Here is a 15,494-nt window from a genome sequence, read left to right as displayed (position 1 = left end):
AACCCATGCGCGCTGCCCGCCTCATCAAAATGGTGCTGCTGCTCCAGTCCAGGCCCTCCATGACCGCCGCCGAGCTGGCCCGGGAACTGGAGGTGTCCGAGCGCACCGTCACCCGGGACGCGCAGGCCCTGTCCGAGGCGGGCGTGCCCGTGTACGCGGACCGAGGGCGGGCCGGCGGATACCGGCTGGTCGGCGGATACCGTACCCGCCTCACCGGACTGGCCCGCGGCGAGGCCGAGGCACTGTTCCTGAGCGGAGTACCGGGCGCCCTGCGCGAGATGGGCCTGGAGGACACCGCCTCGGCGGCCCGCCTCAAGGTGTCCGCCGCCCTGCTCCCCTCTCTCCGCGACGCCCCCAGCACAGCCGCCCAGCGCTTCCATCTGGACGCCCCCGCCTGGTTCAGCGAGCCCCCGACCCCCGAGTCGCTGTCCGCCGTCGCGGAGGCGGTGTGGGACGACCGTCCGATCCTGGCCCGCTACCGGCGCGGCGGCCCCGGGGGCACCGACGTGGAGCGCGACCTGGAGCCGTACGGGCTCGTCCTCAAGGCGGGCGTCTGGTACCTGTGCGCCCGGGTGCCGGACCACGCCGGTCCCGGGCCCGGGTCCTTCCGGGTGTACCGCGTCGACCGCTTCACCTTCGTGCAGGCCACCGGCCAGGCCCCCGGCCGCCACGCACACTTTGCACGCGACGCCGGTTTCGACCTGCCCGCGTTCTGGGAGGAACGGGCGGAGCAGTTCGCCCGGTCGATCCTGCGCACCGAAGCCGTCGTACGGCTGTCGGCGGAAGGGGCGCGCAGACTGCCGTACACCGTCGATCCCGTGTCCGCCCGGGACGCGCTGTCGGCCGGCGGCGAGCCCGACGAGCGGGGCCGGGTCACCGTGACGCTCGCCGTGGAGTCGGCGGAGGTCGCCCACACGCAGCTGGCGGCGCTCGGGCCGGAGGCGGAGGTGCTGGCGCCGCCGGAACTGCGGGCCCGGTTCGCGCGGGACGCGCAGCGGCTTGGGGCGCTGTACTCCCCTCCACACCCACCTCCACCAGACGCGTAGTTCACCGCGAGGCGCGGGCGCAGCTGACCCGGCACGACCGGATGATGGCCCGCCGTAAACCGAAGAAGGGCCAGCCCGGGTCGAAGGGCTACCGCGAAGCGAAGATACTGCGGGCGAAGGCGCACAAAAAGGTCGCCAGGCAGCGTGCGGACACCGGCCGCAAGGGGGCCAAGAAGGTTGTCCGCGACCACGATGCCATCGCCGTTGAGGACTTCCGCCCGAAGTTCCTCGCCAGGAGCACCATGGCCCGCAAGGCTGCCGACGCCGCCATCGGGGCCACCAAGGCCGCTCTGATCGAGATGGGCCGCAAGCACGGGCGGGACATCCGCCTCGTCCACCCCGCGCACACCACGATGGACTGCGCGCACTGCGATGCGAGAGCCAAGCATCGCCTGCCGCTGGGGATGCGCACCTACACCTGCACCGCGTGCGGAAACGTGTCCCCACGGGACAAGAACTCCGCACACGTCATGCTCGTCCGGGCTGGTCTCAACCCGGCTGGCGCTGACGGCAGAAGACCTCCTGGAGCGCTGCTCCAGGAGGCGGCCTGAGCCAGGAATCCCCTTCCCTTCAGGGAGGGGAGGATTCAAATCCGCGTATCTCCACGTGCGTCCCACGTCTCCAGGCCCGATGCTGGACCCGTGATGGACGAGACGGAGTTCTGGAAGCTGGTGGACGCGACCCGTGAGGCCGCCGAGGGTGACCCCGAGGATCAGGCCGATCTGCTGGTCGAGCGGTTGCTCCAGCTGGACCCGGACTCGGTCCTCGACTTCGCCCGGCATTTCGAGGCCCGCTACAACAGGGCCTACCGCTGGGATCTGTGGGGCGCCGCCCGGGTACTGCTCGACGTGGCCGACGACGACGCCTTCGACTTCTTCCGGTGCTGGCTGATCGGCCAGGGCCGCGAGGTCTTCGAGGGCGCCCTGCACGGCGACCCGGACTCGCTCGCCGATCTCCTGGACGACTTCGACGCGGAGATCGACGGGGACGGCGAGGAGTTGGGCTACGCGGCCGACGAGGCGTACGAGCAGCTCACCGGCACCGTCAGCCCGGATCTGGGTATTCCGCCCGCGTCGGCGGAGCCCGAGGGGACGCCCATCGCCCTGGCGGACGAAGGGGCCCTCGCCGACCGGTATCCCAAGCTGTGGCAGCGGTTCAAGGGCGCCTGAGAGCCGTCTCTCAGGCCGCCGTGCCGCGGCGCCGGGTCAGGTCCGACGGGATGTAAGCCTGCTGCGTGTGGTCGACCCGTACGGCGTGGTGGTGCATGGGCGCCGCGTTGGCCTGGTCGAGGGCGGATGCCGTGACCGCGGCCGGGCCCAGGACGACCGTCGCCACCGCGCAGAGCACGGTCCACGGATTCCGCGCGGCCCCCGCCCAGCCGCCGGAAGACCTCTTGCCGCCGGCCTGTTCGGTCCGCTCCAGCGGGTTCGTACGACTGCTGCTGCTCATGATCCCCACCTCCGGTCAGTGCGTACGACGAAGGTAGGACGGGTAGTTGGGGCGCCTCGTTGAAAGCGCTGTGGTGTACCTGTGAGCCCGCGTCGGCACGTGTGCGCTCTGTTCTTGTCGCGGCTCAGCGCCTGCCCTGCAGACGTGCCGCCGTCTGTCTGATCGCCGGGAGGCGGGCCGTGAGGGCGGCGCCGGGGCAGCTCGTCATGTAGCCGGCGTTGTGGCCGGCCAGGGCGGGCAGGGTGACGGCGGTGCCGGACGAGTAGCGGCTGAGGTCGTTGCTGGAGACCAGGCGGGCGCCGCCGCGCGGGTCGGTGTCCGAGAGGCCGAGTTTCCAGGCGGCGAGGGCGGCGATCGCGTCGGTCATGGCCTGCGGCACGGGTACGCCCGCGGTGAAGGTGCCGAGGGCGGCGATGCCGGCGGTCCGATGGTTGAAGCCCTGGGTGTGGGCGCCGGTGACGGGGCGGTCGACACCGCCCGCGCGGCCTTCGTAGACGGTGCCGCAGCGGTCGACGACGAAGTTGTAGCCGATGTCGTCCCAGTCGCGGGAGTCGACCTGACCGGCGTACAGGTAACGGATGATGCGGGGCGCGTCGGCGCAGTCGTAGCCGTTGGGCGAGTCGGTGTGGTGGACGAACACGGCGACGACCCGGTCGTCGTAGCGCGGCGGCGGCTGCTCGCGTTCGGCGTCCGCGATCCAGGCGGTACGGGGCACGATGCGCGGCTTGGCGGCGGAGTGGACGACGGGCGGGCGCGCCGGGCGGGCCGCGACGGGGTGGGCCCGGTGCGAGGTCGGACGGTCGTCGCCCGTCGCACACAGGACCAGCCCGACAGCGGCGGCGATTCCGGGCAGGCAGGCGAGCACCACGCGGGCGGCGCCCGGCACGCGGCGGACACGCGAGTCACCCACGGACCCCTTGGACCCCATGGGCCCACTGTCGGCCAGTACGGTTCCGCCCGCGATGTGGGGTGTGCCACTTGGTGGAACCAATATCCCGGTCCGGGACGTTTTTACGGGTCCAGGCGCCTGGTGCGCGCAGGTGACTGATCGGCGACTGATCACCAGGCCCGTCCCGCGCGTACTACCGCATGCGAGGCATGTGTACGGGGGACCAATAGGTCCAGAGGAAAGGCGGCCGGAGTGGACCTGCTCGACGTCCTGCTGTTGCTGGTGATCGTCGGCTATGCGGCGTCCGGTTACCGGCGTGGCCTGGTGGCGGGCTGTGTCTCTCTGGCCGGGTTCGTGGGCGGCGCCGTCATCGGGGTGTGGGTGCTGCCCTGGATCATGGAGCTGGCGACGGCCGGGACGCCCGGGGCGACGGTGACGGCCGTGCTCACGGTGCTGGTGCCGGCCGTGGTGGGCCACGAGCTGATGGGCAGGTTCGCGCTGAGGCTGCGCCGCGAGCTGGACCGGGGACCGGCGCGGGTCGCCGACGGGGTCGGCGGGGCCGTGGCCAACGCGGTCGCCGTGCTGCTGGTGGCCTGGGTGGCCGCGAGTGTCCTGGGCGCCTCCTCCTCGCCGGTGGTCACGACGGCGATCCGGGACTCGGCGCTGCTGGGCGCGGTGCAGGACTCGATGCCGGAGACCACCCCGACCTGGTTCTCGCGGGCCACGTCCGCGCTCACCCAGGCGGGCTTCCCCCAGGTCTTCAACCCCTTCGAGAACGAACCGGCGACGAGCGTCGCCAAGCCCACCGGGGACAGTGTCACGGCGAGCGCGACGAACGCGGCCAAGCTGAGCACGGTCAAGATCGAGGGCGTCGCGGGCACCCAGGGCCGGGAGGGCAGCGGTTTCGTGTACGCGGCCCGGCATGTGATGACCAACGCTCATGTGGTGGCGGGCATCGACAACCCGACCGTCCGGGTCGGCGGGGTCGGGACGGCGCACGAGGCCCGGGTGGTGCTCTTCGACCCCGAGAAGGACGTGGCCGTGCTGTACGTTCCCGATCTGCGCGCGCCCGTCCTGCGCTTCGACGACAGCGCGAAGCGAGGCGACTCGGCGGTGGTCGCGGGCTATCCGCAGGACGGCGACCTGAATCTGCAGGCCGCCACGGTCGCCGACAAGGTGCGGGCCAGGGGCCAGAACATCTACAACAGCGAGACGGTGACCCGCGAGATCTACTCGATCCGCTCGACCGTCCGACCCGGCAACTCCGGCGGCCCGCTCCTCACCACCGACGGCAAGGTGTTCGGCGTGGTCTTCGCCCGCTCCACGTCCGACGCCGAGACGGGCTACGTCCTGACGGCGGACGAGGTCTCCGGCGACGCGAAACGTGCCGCGACCGCGACGGCGGCGGTGGACACGGGCGACCTGGTCACGTCCTAGACGTCCCCACCCGGTCGGTCGCGGCGTCACCCCGGGTGGCTACAGCGCCCGGCCCATGAGGACGTCGTCCACGAACTCGCCGTCCAGCAGGAACTCCCTGGGCTGGACGCCCTCGACGACGAAGCCCTCCGACTCGTACAGCCTGCGGGCCGGGGTGTTGGGCCCGAGGACGCGCAGCGAGAGGCGCAGGGCGCCCCGGCGTCGGGCCTCGGCCACGGCGGCCCGGATCAGCAGCCGCCCGACGCCCATGCCGCGCGCCTCGTCGGTGACGGCGAGCCCCTGGATCTGCCGGACGTGCGCGTTCGACGCGAGCGGGGTGGGCCGGCCGAGCTTGACATAGCCCACCACCAGACCGTCACCGACGACGGCGACCAGGTGGTCGCCCGGGGTGGAGTTCTCGTTGAAGAAGGGCGTGTACGGCGGTCTGGGCCGGGGTGAGACGGCGTGCAGGGTGGACCAGGTGGCGCGGTCGAGTCTGCCGAGGGCGTCGTCGTCGTCGGGCACGGCGAGGCGCACGAACGGCTCACGGCCGACAAGGGGCGCCTGGTCCTCGTGTCCGTCGTGCGGCTGGTGTGGTCGAAGCGGCTCGGGCGGCATGGGGATCACTCTAGAGCGGGGGTACGACAACGGGCCCGGGGCCGGTGGCGCAGGATGGGGGCATGGAACGCTCGCGAATCGCGGTGGCCGGTGCGTCCGGTCTGATCGGTACGGCCCTGGTGCGGTCCCTGACCGCCGACGGGCACGAAGTCGTCCGCCTGGTACGGCATGCGCCCCGGACGAAGGACGAGGTCCGCTGGGACCCCGAACGGCGGACGATCGACAGGGCCGGTCTCGCGGGCTGTACCGCTGTGGTGAACCTGGCCGGGGCGGGGGTCGGCAGCCGGCGCTGGACGGACGCGTACAAGCGGACGATCCGCGACAGCCGCGTCCTGGGCACGACGACGCTCGCCGAGGCCGTCGCCTCGCTGGACGAGCCACCGCGGGTCTTCGTGAACGGCAGCGCGATGGGCTACTACGGGGAGACCGGCGAGCGGCCCGTGGACGAGGACTCCCCTGCGGGAGAGGGCTTCCTGCCGTCGGTGTGCGTGGAGTGGGAGGGGGCCGCGAGTGCCGCCGAGGAGGCGGGCGTACGGACGGTCTTCGTGCGGACCGGGCTGGTGGTGGCTCGCGGGGGCGGGGCCTGGGGAAAGCTGTTTCCGCTGTTCAAGGCGGGCCTGGGCGGACGGATGGGTGACGGCTCCCAGTACTGGTCGTTCATCGCGCTGCACGACGAGGTGGCGGCGATCCGGCATCTCATCGACACCGACGGGCTGTCCGGGGCGTTCAACCTGACGGCGCCGCAGCCGCTCACCAACCGGGAGATCACGGCGGCGATGGGCCGCGTGCTGGGGCGGCCGACGCTGTTCACGGTGCCGGCGCCCGTGCTGCGGGTGGTGCTGGGCGAGATGTCGGGGGACGTGCTCGGCAGCGCGCGGGTGCTGCCGAAGCGGCTGCTGGAGTCCGGGTTCACGTTCGCGTTCCCGGAGATCGACGACGCGATCCGGGCGGCGCAGGCCTGATCCTCCTCCGCGCCCCTGGCCCACACCCTGGGTGACGGGGTGCGACCGCATGCGACCGGTGTGCGACCGTGCCCTGTTCATGCGCGACTTCCGCCTGCCGCGAGCAGCCCTACTCTCGATCCGAACTCGCTTATCCCGTAAGCCTGTTGGGGCAACGGCGCCCTGGCCGGCCGCGCCACCGCGATCGAGGGAGGGCACGTGCTTGAGCCCGCGTACCAGGCGGACGTCGTCATCGTGGGAGCCGGGGTCGCCGGACTCGCGGCGGCCCATCGGCTGACCAGCGCAGGAGTAACGACCGCGGTCTTGGAGGCCGCCCCTTACGTCGGCGGCCGGATGGCGACCGAGAAGGTCGACGGATTCCGGCTCGACCGGATCGGGCAACTGCTGTCCACCTCGTATCCCGAACTGCGGCTGACCCCCGGCCTCGACGAGCTCGTCCTGCGGCCCTTCGCACCGGGAGTCCTGGTGCACAGCGACGGACGCCGGCACCGCGCGGTCGCCCCGCTGGGCGGCGGGGGCGCACGGGGCGCACTCGGCGCTGTGCGCGCCCTGGCGAGCGCCCCGAGGCCGGCGAGGACGGCCAGGTCCGCCCGGCTGACGGCATCGGCGGCGGCGCGCACCGGCGCGCAGCGTGGTGGGGCAGTGGGCGGGGCGGTCGATCAGGCCCGGCTGGGCGCCGCGTTGAACCGGCTCGCCGGGGTCCCCGTGCAACGGCTGCTGGCCCGCCCCGAGCTGCCGGCCGCCCGCGCCCTGGCGGGCCGCGGCCTGCCCGCCCGTACGGTCGAGGGCTTCCTGCGCCCGCTGCTCGCCGCGCTGCTCTGCGATCCCGAGCTGACCACGTCGAGCCGGTGCGCGGATCTCGCGCTGCGGTCGTTCGCGAGCGGCCGGCTGTGTGTGCCGGAGGGCGGTGCGGAGACACTGCCGGAGCTGCTCGCGCGGACGCTGCCGTCCGGCACGGTGCACACCGGGGTCCGGGTCACGTCCATCGCCACGAACCTCGTGACCACCGCCGACCACGGCGAACTGCGCTGCCGGGCCGTCCTGGTGGCGACCGACGCGCGCGCCGCCGCCGGTCTGCTGCCCGGTCTGCGCGTGCCCGGCTTCCACCCGGTGACCGTCGTCCACCACACGGCCGACGAGGCGCCCGCGACCGGCGCGTTCCTGCTGCTGGACGCGGACCGCGAGGGCCCGGTGGCGCACACGGCGGTGGTCAGCCGCGTGGACCCGTCCCGCTCCCCCGCCGGCCGCCCGCTGATCTCGTCGACGGTGCTGGGCACCCCTCCCCAGGACGTGGACACGGCGGTGCGGGCCCATCTGTCCCGCCTCTACGGGATGTCCACCGCGCGCTGGGAGACGCTCGCGGTGCACCACACCGCCGAGGCGGTGCCCGCGATGCGTCCGCCGCACGACCTGCGCCGCCCGGTACGGCTGCTGGCGGGCCTGTACGTGTGCGGCGACCACCGGGACACCAGCACCGTCCAGGGCGCCCTGCACTCCGGGCACCGGGCCGCGTCCGCGATCCTGACGGACCTTGGCGCGGGCCCGATGCACATGGCGGAGCCGTTGCCGGCACATACGACGGCAACGGCCGAAGCGGCCTGAACGGCGCCCGCGTCCCAAGGGGCCGCGGGCTGTATCGATGTGCGGCTCCGCCGCGCCCATAAGGGGCGCGGGGCTGTATCCATGTGCGGCTCCGCCGCGTGGGCGCGACCAGCCACAACGGCGCCGCAGCAAACCGACAAACCCACACGGCACCGCCCCGCGCCTAGCCAAACGCAGCGACCTTGTCCCGGTACCCCCTGACCGGCGCCGCGTCCTTGTAGGGCTCCAACCGCCGCTCGAAGTCCCGCACATACTCGGTCGCCCGAACCGACCGCATCTCCGTCGCCGCGCCGGCCGCCTCGGCGCCCAGCTGACAGGCCTGGTCGAGCTCGCCGAGGCCCAGCCGGGCGGAGGCGAGCACGACGCGGCAGAAGAGTCGGCTGCGGGCGAAGGCGGGGGCGCGCAGCTGGAGCGAGCGCTCGGCGTGCTGGGCGGCGGCACGGAACTGCTGGAGATCGCGGTGGCAGTGCCCGAACTCGTCGGCGAGCTGTGCCTCGTCGAAGAACCTCGCCCAGTGCGGGACCTCGTCCCCGGGCCGGGACGCTTCGAGGGCGCGTTCGGCCCGTACGAGGGAGGCGGTACAGGCCCTGACCTCCCCCAGCACCCCGTGCGCGCGCGCCTCGCAGGCGTGCAGCAGGGACTGGACGACGGGCGGCGCGGTGGTGCCGACGCCCTGCTGGGCCACCCGCGCGAGTTGCACGGCCTCCCGCCCGTGCCCGAGGTAGACGGCCTGCCGGCTCATGGTGGCCAGCACGTACGAGCCGTACGCCCGGTCTGCCGCGGCCTGCGCGAGCCGCAGCGCCTGCACGAAGTAGCGCTGGGCGAGGCCGTGCGCGGCGATGTCGTACGACGTCCAGCCCGCGAGCCGGGTGAGGTCGGAGGCCGCCGCGAACAGGCGGCGGCCTGTCTGCTCGCCGTATGTGCCGCGCAGCATGGGCTCGGTCTCGTGTTCGAGGTAGCGGACGAGAGCCTGCCGGGCGTGGCCGCCCCCGTAGGCGTCGTCGAGGGTGCGGAACAGCTCGCCGACCGAGCGGAGCGCGGCGATGTCACCCCCGGTGACCTTCTGCCCGGGCCCGCGTTCGGCCTGCCCACGCTGCCGGGGCACGCCGGGGCGCCCCTGCACGGGTACCCGTACGACGGGCTGGTCGCCTCGTCCGACCCGCTCGTCGGGGCGCCCGATCAGCCAGTCCCGGCTGGGCACGACGAGCCCGGCCGGGGTGAAGGCGATCTTGCGCAGCTCGGCGTGGCTGCCGGAGTCCTTGCGCCACAGTCCGCTGACGATGTCGACGGCCTCCTCGGGGGTGGCCGCGAACTCCAGCCCCGCGTAGACGGGCGCGCAGGCGTCGAGCCCCAGGTCCTGGGCGGTGAGCCGTCTGCCGAGGCGCCGGGTGAACACCTCGGCGATGAGCGCCGGAGTGGTCCCGCGCGGCTGCTGCCCGCGCAGCCAGCGGGTCACCGATGTCTTGTCGTATCTCAGGTCAAGGCCGTGTTCGAGACCGAGCTGGTCGACCCGGCGGGCCAGACCTGCGTTGGAGAATCCCGCTTCTGCGATGAGCGCGGCGAGCTGTCGATTGGGCGTGCGCTGCGCGGGTCGTTCCGTCATCTGCGGTGCGGTCTCCTGCCTTCGGGCCCTCTGATGTGCCCGGATTGCTGGTGAGCAGCCCTATTCGGCCTCGTGAACGGCGCGAATGTAGCGGAGAGTAAGCAGCCGATCGCACATTCCGCCGCACATTCATCCGATCGTGTGAGAATCGGGCGTCGGACTGACGGGGATCGACCGGACGTACAGTGGCTTGGGCGCGTTACGTGCCTGACGCACAGTCGCCGAGGAAGTTGCGGAAACAGCCAGGGAGGCGCCACCGTGAGTGGTGAGTTGCGGTTCGTCCGGATGGGATTCGGTGCCGACGGCGTCGAGTACGTCGACTACCAGGTGGCCTGGGACGAGCAGCGCAGGGTGCACGCGGCCCGTTTCGCGGACGAGGTCCCCGACACCTGCCTGCTCCTCGAACACCACCCGGTGTACACGGCCGGCCGGCGCACCGACCCGAGCGAGCGGCCCCTCGACGGCACTCCGGTCATCGACGTGGACCGCGGCGGCAAGATCACCTGGCACGGTCCGGGCCAGCTGGTCGGCTACCCCATCCAGAAGCTGCCGCGTCCGGTGGACGTCGTGGCGCATGTACGGCGACTGGAGGACGCGCTGATCCGCACTTGTGCGGAGTTCGGGGTGGAGACGTCGCGGGTGGAGGGGCGCAGTGGGGTGTGGGTGCTGGGCGATCCGGTCGAGCAGCGGGCCGCCGCGCTCGGCGGTCTCTCACTGGACCTGGACCCGCGGCTGACGGACGACGAGTTCGATCCCCGGCTGAACGGACCCGAGTACGCGCCCTCGAACGCCGGGCAGCGGCGGGAGGACCGGAAGCTGGCGGCGATCGGGATCCGGGTGGCGAAGGGGGTCACGATGCACGGCTTCTCGCTGAACGTGAACCCGGACAACGTCTGGTTCGACCGGATCATCCCGTGCGGGATCCGCGACGCGGGGGTCACGTCGCTCGCGAACGAGCTGGGGCGGGATGTGACGGTGCCGGAGGTGCTTCCGGTTGTGGAGCGGCATTTGCGGGATGTACTGGAGCACGCGGATCTGCAGGCTCGGGTGGTGGAGGGGGCGTCGGCGTAGGAGGGCCTTTTCGCCCCCGCCGCCCCTGCCCGTCCCATCCTTCTGGGGCTCCGCCCCAGACCCCGCTCCTCAAACGCCGGAGGGGCTGGATTGTCAGCGCCGGCCGGCATTCCAGCCCGTCCGGCGTTTGAGGACGAGGCCGTTCAGGCCGACAGCGGGGGTCTGGGGGCGGCAGCCCCCAGGGATGGGACGGGTAGGGGCGGCGGGGGCAAGGAAACCCGGCCCCCGGGAATGCACCCCTCGTCTCAAAGGTTGCCCGTCTCGTAGGGCGGGAAGCGCACGGGCGTACCCTGGTGTACGCCGAAGAATCGAAGCTACAGGGAGCCATCGTGTCCGCAGTCGCACCCGACGGACGCAAGATGCTGCGCCTGGAGGTCCGGAACGCCCAGACCCCCATCGAGCGCAAGCCCGAGTGGATCAAGACCCGGGCGAAAATGGGTCCCGAGTACACGAAGATGCAGAACCTCGTGAAGAGCGAGGGCCTGCACACCGTCTGCCAGGAAGCCGGTTGCCCCAACATCTACGAGTGCTGGGAGGACCGCGAGGCCACCTTCCTCATCGGCGGCGACCAGTGCACCCGGCGCTGCGACTTCTGCCAGATCGACACCGGCAAGCCCGAGGCCCTCGACCGCGACGAGCCCCGCCGCGTCGGCGAGTCCGTGGTCACCATGGACCTCAACTACGCCACCATCACCGGCGTCGCCCGCGACGACCTGGAGGACGGCGGCGCCTGGCTGTACGCCGAGACCGTGCGCCAGATCCACCAGCAGACCGAGGGGCGGGAAGAAGGACGCACCAAGGTCGAGCTGCTCGCGCCCGACTTCAACGCCGTACCGGAGCTGCTGGCCGAGGTCTTCTCCTCCCGGCCCGAGGTCTTCGCGCACAACGTCGAGACGGTCCCCCGTATCTTCAAGCGCATCCGCCCCGGCTTCCGCTACGACCGCTCGCTCAAGGTCATCACCGACGCCCGCGACTACGGTCTGGTCACGAAGTCGAACCTGATCCTCGGCATGGGCGAGACCCGCGAGGAGGTCAGCGAGGCGCTCCGGCAGTTGCACGAGGCCGGCTGCGAGCTGATCACCATCACGCAGTACCTGCGACCGACCGTCCGGCACCACCCCGTCGAGCGCTGGGTCAAGCCGCACGAGTTCGTCGAGCTGAAGGAGGAGGCCGAGCAGATCGGCTTCTCCGGGGTCATGTCCGGCCCGCTGGTGCGTTCCTCGTACCGCGCCGGCCGCCTCTACCAGATGGCGATCGAGAAGCGGGGCTCCTACATCGCCTCGCAGGCGGTCTGAGCGGGCCTCCGGCCCCGGGTACGGCGCCTGACACACCGTCACTCATCCTGCCCAGCAGGGGCGCGGTAACCGTGTGAATTCCCGCACAAGTGACTACCCGCCAGTAACGGCCGATTCCGTGCGGTCCTGACCGTCCTCCCAGTTGAGGGCATACGTCAGGGCCGCATCGGTGTTTTCACCTTCCGTATCAAGGCTTCATCCGTGTTTGACCGGCAGGTCACGCCCTGGTAACACCAATCAGTGACCCTGTCTTTACACGATGTGCACCCTTACCCAGAGCCGATCCGAGGGGGGACCTCCATCATGCAGACCGCGCCCGTCCGTGCCACACCCATTCCGTCGTTCACCGACGCACTGCGAGCAGTCGAGTCGTTGCTCATGAACAGCGGCCAGCGCACCGCCCGCCAGAACGCCTGGACCTCCGTCCAGGAGGACCGCCGTCGCGCCAAGGACCGGGTCGAGGCACAGCGCGTCCTCGAGCAGGCCCTGGCCACCTACTCCTGACCACTGCTCCCCCCTCCCGGCCGTCTACCGGCGGCACCGGCGTCGTCGGCGCTTCCCAGGCCACGTAGACTTCACGGCATGGCGAGGAAGGAAACCGCGGCGGACGCCGCGAACCCCGGGCGACTCAAGCAGATCGCTCTGACGTACAAGATGACCCGCAAGGCCGACAAGAAGATCGGTCTTGTACTCGCGGCCGTCGGAATTTTCACCTTCGGTGTCTTCCTTGCGATCGGCTTCCTGATCGGTCACCCGATCTATCTCGGCGTTCTCGGCCTCCTGCTCGCCTTCCTCGCGACGGCGATCGTGTTCGGGCGCCGGGCCGAGCGGGCCGCCTTCGGGCAGATGGAGGGCCAGCCGGGTGCTGCGGCAGCCGTGCTGGACAACATCGGCCGAGGCTGGACGACGACTCCGGCGGTGGCGATGAACCGCAGCCAGGACGTGGTGCACCGCGCGGTCGGCAAGGCCGGCATCGTACTGGTCGCCGAGGGCAACCCGAACCGCGTGAAGAGCCTGCTGGCCGCCGAGAAGCGGAAGATGGCCCGCATCGTCGCGGACGTACCGGTGCACGATCTGCTGGTCGGCACGGGTGAGGGCCAGATCGAGCTGAAGAAGCTCCGCACGACCATGCTGAAGCTGCCCCGCGTTCTCGCCGGCCCTCAGGTGACCGCCACCAACGACCGGTTGCGGGCGATGGGCGACCTGATGAGCAACATGCCGGTGCCGAAGGGCCCGATGCCCAAGGGGACGCGCATGCCGCGCGGCGGCAAGATGCGCTGACGCGACGAGCGACCGCGTACGGCGACCAAGCAACCTCGTACGACGATGGGGGCGCCCGGATCACTCCGGGCGCCCCCATCGTCGTACGTCGTATGTCATGCCTGTCGTGCCGTGGAAGCGCTAGATCCGTACTTCCACGGTGCGGGCCAGCCGGTCGTGCAGGCCGCGGCCGTCGCGGTCCCAGATCAGGGGCGGGAGGGCGAGGAAGAACAGGACCGTTCGCAGCGCGGCGCGCAGGGGGTTGACGCGGCCGGTTTCCAGGGCGACGACCCGCAGGCCGAGAAGCCGCTTGCCCGGGGTGTAGCCGAGCGTGCCCAGCGTGAGCAGGAGCAGCGCGAGGAGGATGAGCGGCGCCCAGATCTGCGCGGCCTCGTTGTAGCTGTCCGTGATGAGGCCGTATGCGATCAAGAGACACAGGCCCCAGTCGACGGCCAGGGCGGCGATCCGGCGGCCCGGGCGGGCGATCGAGCCGGGGCCCTCCTCGGGCAGACCGAGCTGTTCGCCGCGGTATCCGAAGTCGACACCGGCTTCCTCTGCGGCTGCGCGAGGCCCGGAGAGCCACGATCCGATTGCGTCCCTGTTGTCCACGCGACCACCGTACTGCGCGTGAATTTCGATACCCACAGGTGGGTCGCCCGGCCCGGGTCCGGTTAACTTGGTCGAAACAAATGGGTCATGCCTGAGAAATCACCTGTCCCTATGGTCGGATCCAACGTGTGCCACCGCACTGGCCGCACGAACGAACTACCACCCCGGCACGGACGGCCGGGAGTAGGAGGAGCTGGATGTTCCAGAACGCCGACGAGGCCAAGAAGTACATCGCGGACGAGGACGTCAAGTTCGTCGACGTCCGCTTCTGCGATCTGCCGGGTGTGATGCAGCACTTCACGCTGCCGGCGACGGCCTTCGACCCGGACGAGGAACTTGCCTTCGACGGCTCCTCGATCCGCGGCTTCCAGGCCATCCACGAGTCCGACATGGCGCTCCGCGCCGACCTGTCCACGGCGCGGGTCGACCCGTTCCGCAAGGACAAGACGGTCAACATCAACTTCTTCATCCACGACCCGATCACGGGCGAGCAGTACTCCCGTGACCCGCGGAACGTGGCCAAGAAGGCGGAGGCGTACCTGGCGTCGACCGGTATCGCGGACACCGCGTACTTCGGTCCCGAGGCCGAGTTCTACGTGTTCGACAGCGTGCGCTTCGCGACCGGCGCGAACGAGTCCTTCTACCACATCGACTCCGAGGCCGGCGCCTGGAACACCGGCACGGTCGAGAACAACCGTGGCTACAAGGTCCGTTACAAGGGCGGTTACTTCCCGACCCCGCCGGTCGACCACTTCGCCGACCTGCGTGCCGAGATCTCCCTGGAGCTGGCCGCCTCCGGCCTCCAGGTCGAGCGTCAGCACCACGAGGTGGGCACCGCCGGCCAGGCCGAGATCAACTACAAGTTCAACACGCTGCTCGCCGCGGCCGACGACCTCCAGCTCTTCAAGTACATCGTGAAGAACGTGGCGTGGCGCAACGGCAAGACCGCGACCTTCATGCCGAAGCCGATCTTCGGTGACAACGGCTCGGGCATGCACGTCCACCAGTCGCTGTGGACGGGCGGCTCGCCTCTCTTCTACGACGAGGCCGGCTACGCAGGCCTGTCGGACATCGCCCGCTACTACATCGGCGGCATCCTCAAGCACGCCCCGTCGCTGCTCGCGTTCACCAACCCGACGGTGAACTCGTACCACCGTCTGGTCCCGGGCTTCGAGGCGCCGATCAACCTGGTGTACTCGCAGCGCAACCGCTCCGCGGCCATGCGTATCCCGATCACGGGCTCCAACCCGAAGGCCAAGCGCGTCGAGTTCCGCGCGCCCGACTCCTCCGGCAACCCGTACCTCGCCTTCTCCGCGCTGCTGATGGCGGGCCTGGACGGCATCAAGAACAAGATCGAGCCGGCCGAGCCGATCGACAAGGACCTGTACGAGCTTGCTCCCGAGGAGCACGCGAGCGTGGCGCAGGTCCCGACGTCCCTCCCGGCCGTCCTCGACTCCCTCGAGCGCGACCACGAGTTCCTTCTCCAGGGCGACGTGTTCACGCCGGACCTGATCGAGACGTGGATCGACTTCAAGCGCACGAACGAGATCGCGCCGATCCAGCTGCGTCCGCACCCGCACGAGTTCGAGCTGTACTTCGACGTGTGATCGACCCGCCTCACCAGCGTTTCAGGGCCGTCCCCGCGAGGGGGCGGCCCTGCCGTGTTTGGGCTGA

15 protein-coding genes and 1 pseudogene are annotated in these 15,494 nt (G+C 71.1%); 11 read left to right on the top strand and 5 right to left on the bottom strand.

Annotated elements, in window-relative coordinates; all coding sequences use genetic code 11:
- Positions 1-5: 5 nt before the first annotated feature.
- The 3 genes and pseudogenes from G3I56_RS05995 to G3I56_RS05985 all read left to right on the top strand — a co-directional run bounded on the left by G3I56_RS05995 (position 6) and on the right by G3I56_RS05985 (position 2,215).
- Positions 6-1,046 (top strand): WYL domain-containing protein, encoded by a 1,041-nt coding sequence (locus G3I56_RS05995; protein WP_164407777.1) that lies wholly within the window; start codon positions 6-8, stop codon positions 1,044-1,046.
- 5 nt (positions 1,047-1,051) lie between these two features.
- Positions 1,052-1,597 (top strand): annotated as a pseudogene (locus G3I56_RS05990) (transposase); the annotation flags it as partial.
- 93 nt (positions 1,598-1,690) lie between these two features.
- Positions 1,691-2,215, top strand: a complete 525-nt coding sequence (locus G3I56_RS05985; RefSeq protein WP_164407856.1) for a DUF4240 domain-containing protein — start codon at positions 1,691-1,693, stop codon at positions 2,213-2,215.
- Between the two features lie 10 nt (positions 2,216-2,225).
- On the opposite strand, the gene G3I56_RS05980 is transcribed toward G3I56_RS05985, so the two are convergent.
- Positions 2,226-2,495: a hypothetical protein gene (locus G3I56_RS05980; RefSeq protein ID WP_164407274.1), complete on the bottom strand. Its 270-nt coding sequence runs from the start codon at positions 2,493-2,495 to the stop codon at positions 2,226-2,228.
- A 124-nt stretch (positions 2,496-2,619) separates the two neighbouring features.
- Complete coding sequence (locus G3I56_RS05975; RefSeq protein ID WP_164407775.1) at positions 2,620-3,423, bottom strand: peptidoglycan recognition protein; 804 nt, start codon at positions 3,421-3,423, stop codon at positions 2,620-2,622.
- 213 nt (positions 3,424-3,636) lie between these two features.
- Between G3I56_RS05975 and G3I56_RS05970 the strand changes: the two genes are divergently transcribed.
- Positions 3,637-4,821, top strand: a complete 1,185-nt coding sequence (locus tag G3I56_RS05970; RefSeq protein WP_164407774.1) for a MarP family serine protease — start codon at positions 3,637-3,639, stop codon at positions 4,819-4,821.
- A gap of 39 nt (positions 4,822-4,860) precedes the next feature.
- Here the strand turns inward: G3I56_RS05970 and G3I56_RS05965 are convergent, their stop codons facing one another.
- Complete coding sequence (locus tag G3I56_RS05965) at positions 4,861-5,418, bottom strand: GNAT family N-acetyltransferase (protein ID WP_164407773.1); 558 nt, start codon at positions 5,416-5,418, stop codon at positions 4,861-4,863.
- 62 nt (positions 5,419-5,480) lie between these two features.
- Between G3I56_RS05965 and G3I56_RS05960 the strand changes: the two genes are divergently transcribed.
- Both G3I56_RS05960 and G3I56_RS05955 read left to right on the top strand, forming a co-directional pair.
- Positions 5,481-6,380, top strand: a complete 900-nt coding sequence (locus G3I56_RS05960; protein ID WP_203689236.1) for a TIGR01777 family oxidoreductase — start codon at positions 5,481-5,483, stop codon at positions 6,378-6,380.
- Between the two features lie 198 nt (positions 6,381-6,578).
- Entirely contained in the window at positions 6,579-7,982 is a 1,404-nt protein-coding gene (locus G3I56_RS05955) for an NAD(P)/FAD-dependent oxidoreductase (RefSeq protein ID WP_164407772.1), read from the top strand.
- Positions 7,983-8,145: 163 nt separating this feature from the next.
- On the opposite strand, the gene G3I56_RS05950 is transcribed toward G3I56_RS05955, so the two are convergent.
- Complete coding sequence (locus G3I56_RS05950) at positions 8,146-9,585, bottom strand: regulator (protein WP_164407771.1); 1,440 nt, start codon at positions 9,583-9,585, stop codon at positions 8,146-8,148.
- A 285-nt stretch (positions 9,586-9,870) separates the two neighbouring features.
- Here G3I56_RS05950 and lipB point away from each other — a divergent pair, with 285 nt between their 5' ends.
- From lipB to G3I56_RS05930, 4 genes are all read left to right on the top strand, one after another.
- Positions 9,871-10,656: a lipoyl(octanoyl) transferase LipB gene (gene lipB, locus G3I56_RS05945; protein WP_164407854.1), complete on the top strand. Its 786-nt coding sequence runs from the start codon at positions 9,871-9,873 to the stop codon at positions 10,654-10,656.
- A 329-nt stretch (positions 10,657-10,985) separates the two neighbouring features.
- Complete coding sequence (lipA, locus tag G3I56_RS05940; protein ID WP_164407770.1) at positions 10,986-11,951, top strand: lipoyl synthase; 966 nt, start codon at positions 10,986-10,988, stop codon at positions 11,949-11,951.
- Between the two features lie 303 nt (positions 11,952-12,254).
- Positions 12,255-12,455 (top strand): hypothetical protein, encoded by a 201-nt coding sequence (locus G3I56_RS05935; protein WP_164407769.1) that lies wholly within the window; start codon positions 12,255-12,257, stop codon positions 12,453-12,455.
- A gap of 78 nt (positions 12,456-12,533) precedes the next feature.
- Positions 12,534-13,232 (top strand): DUF4191 domain-containing protein, encoded by a 699-nt coding sequence (locus G3I56_RS05930; RefSeq protein WP_164407768.1) that lies wholly within the window; start codon positions 12,534-12,536, stop codon positions 13,230-13,232.
- A gap of 120 nt (positions 13,233-13,352) precedes the next feature.
- Here the strand turns inward: G3I56_RS05930 and G3I56_RS05925 are convergent, their stop codons facing one another.
- Positions 13,353-13,820, bottom strand: a complete 468-nt coding sequence (locus G3I56_RS05925; protein WP_164407767.1) for an RDD family protein — start codon at positions 13,818-13,820, stop codon at positions 13,353-13,355.
- Between the two features lie 197 nt (positions 13,821-14,017).
- On the opposite strand from G3I56_RS05925, the gene glnA reads away from it, so the two are divergent.
- A complete protein-coding gene (glnA, locus tag G3I56_RS05920) occupies positions 14,018-15,427 on the top strand; it encodes a type I glutamate--ammonia ligase (RefSeq protein ID WP_164407766.1) in 1,410 nt (469 codons plus the stop codon).
- The last annotated feature ends 67 nt before the right edge of the window (positions 15,428-15,494 follow it).

Source organism: Streptomyces sp. SID12488 (assembly GCF_010548275.1).
Classification (GTDB): Bacteria; Actinomycetota; Actinomycetes; order Streptomycetales; family Streptomycetaceae; genus Streptomyces.
This window is presented reverse-complemented; position numbering and strand designations above follow the sequence as displayed.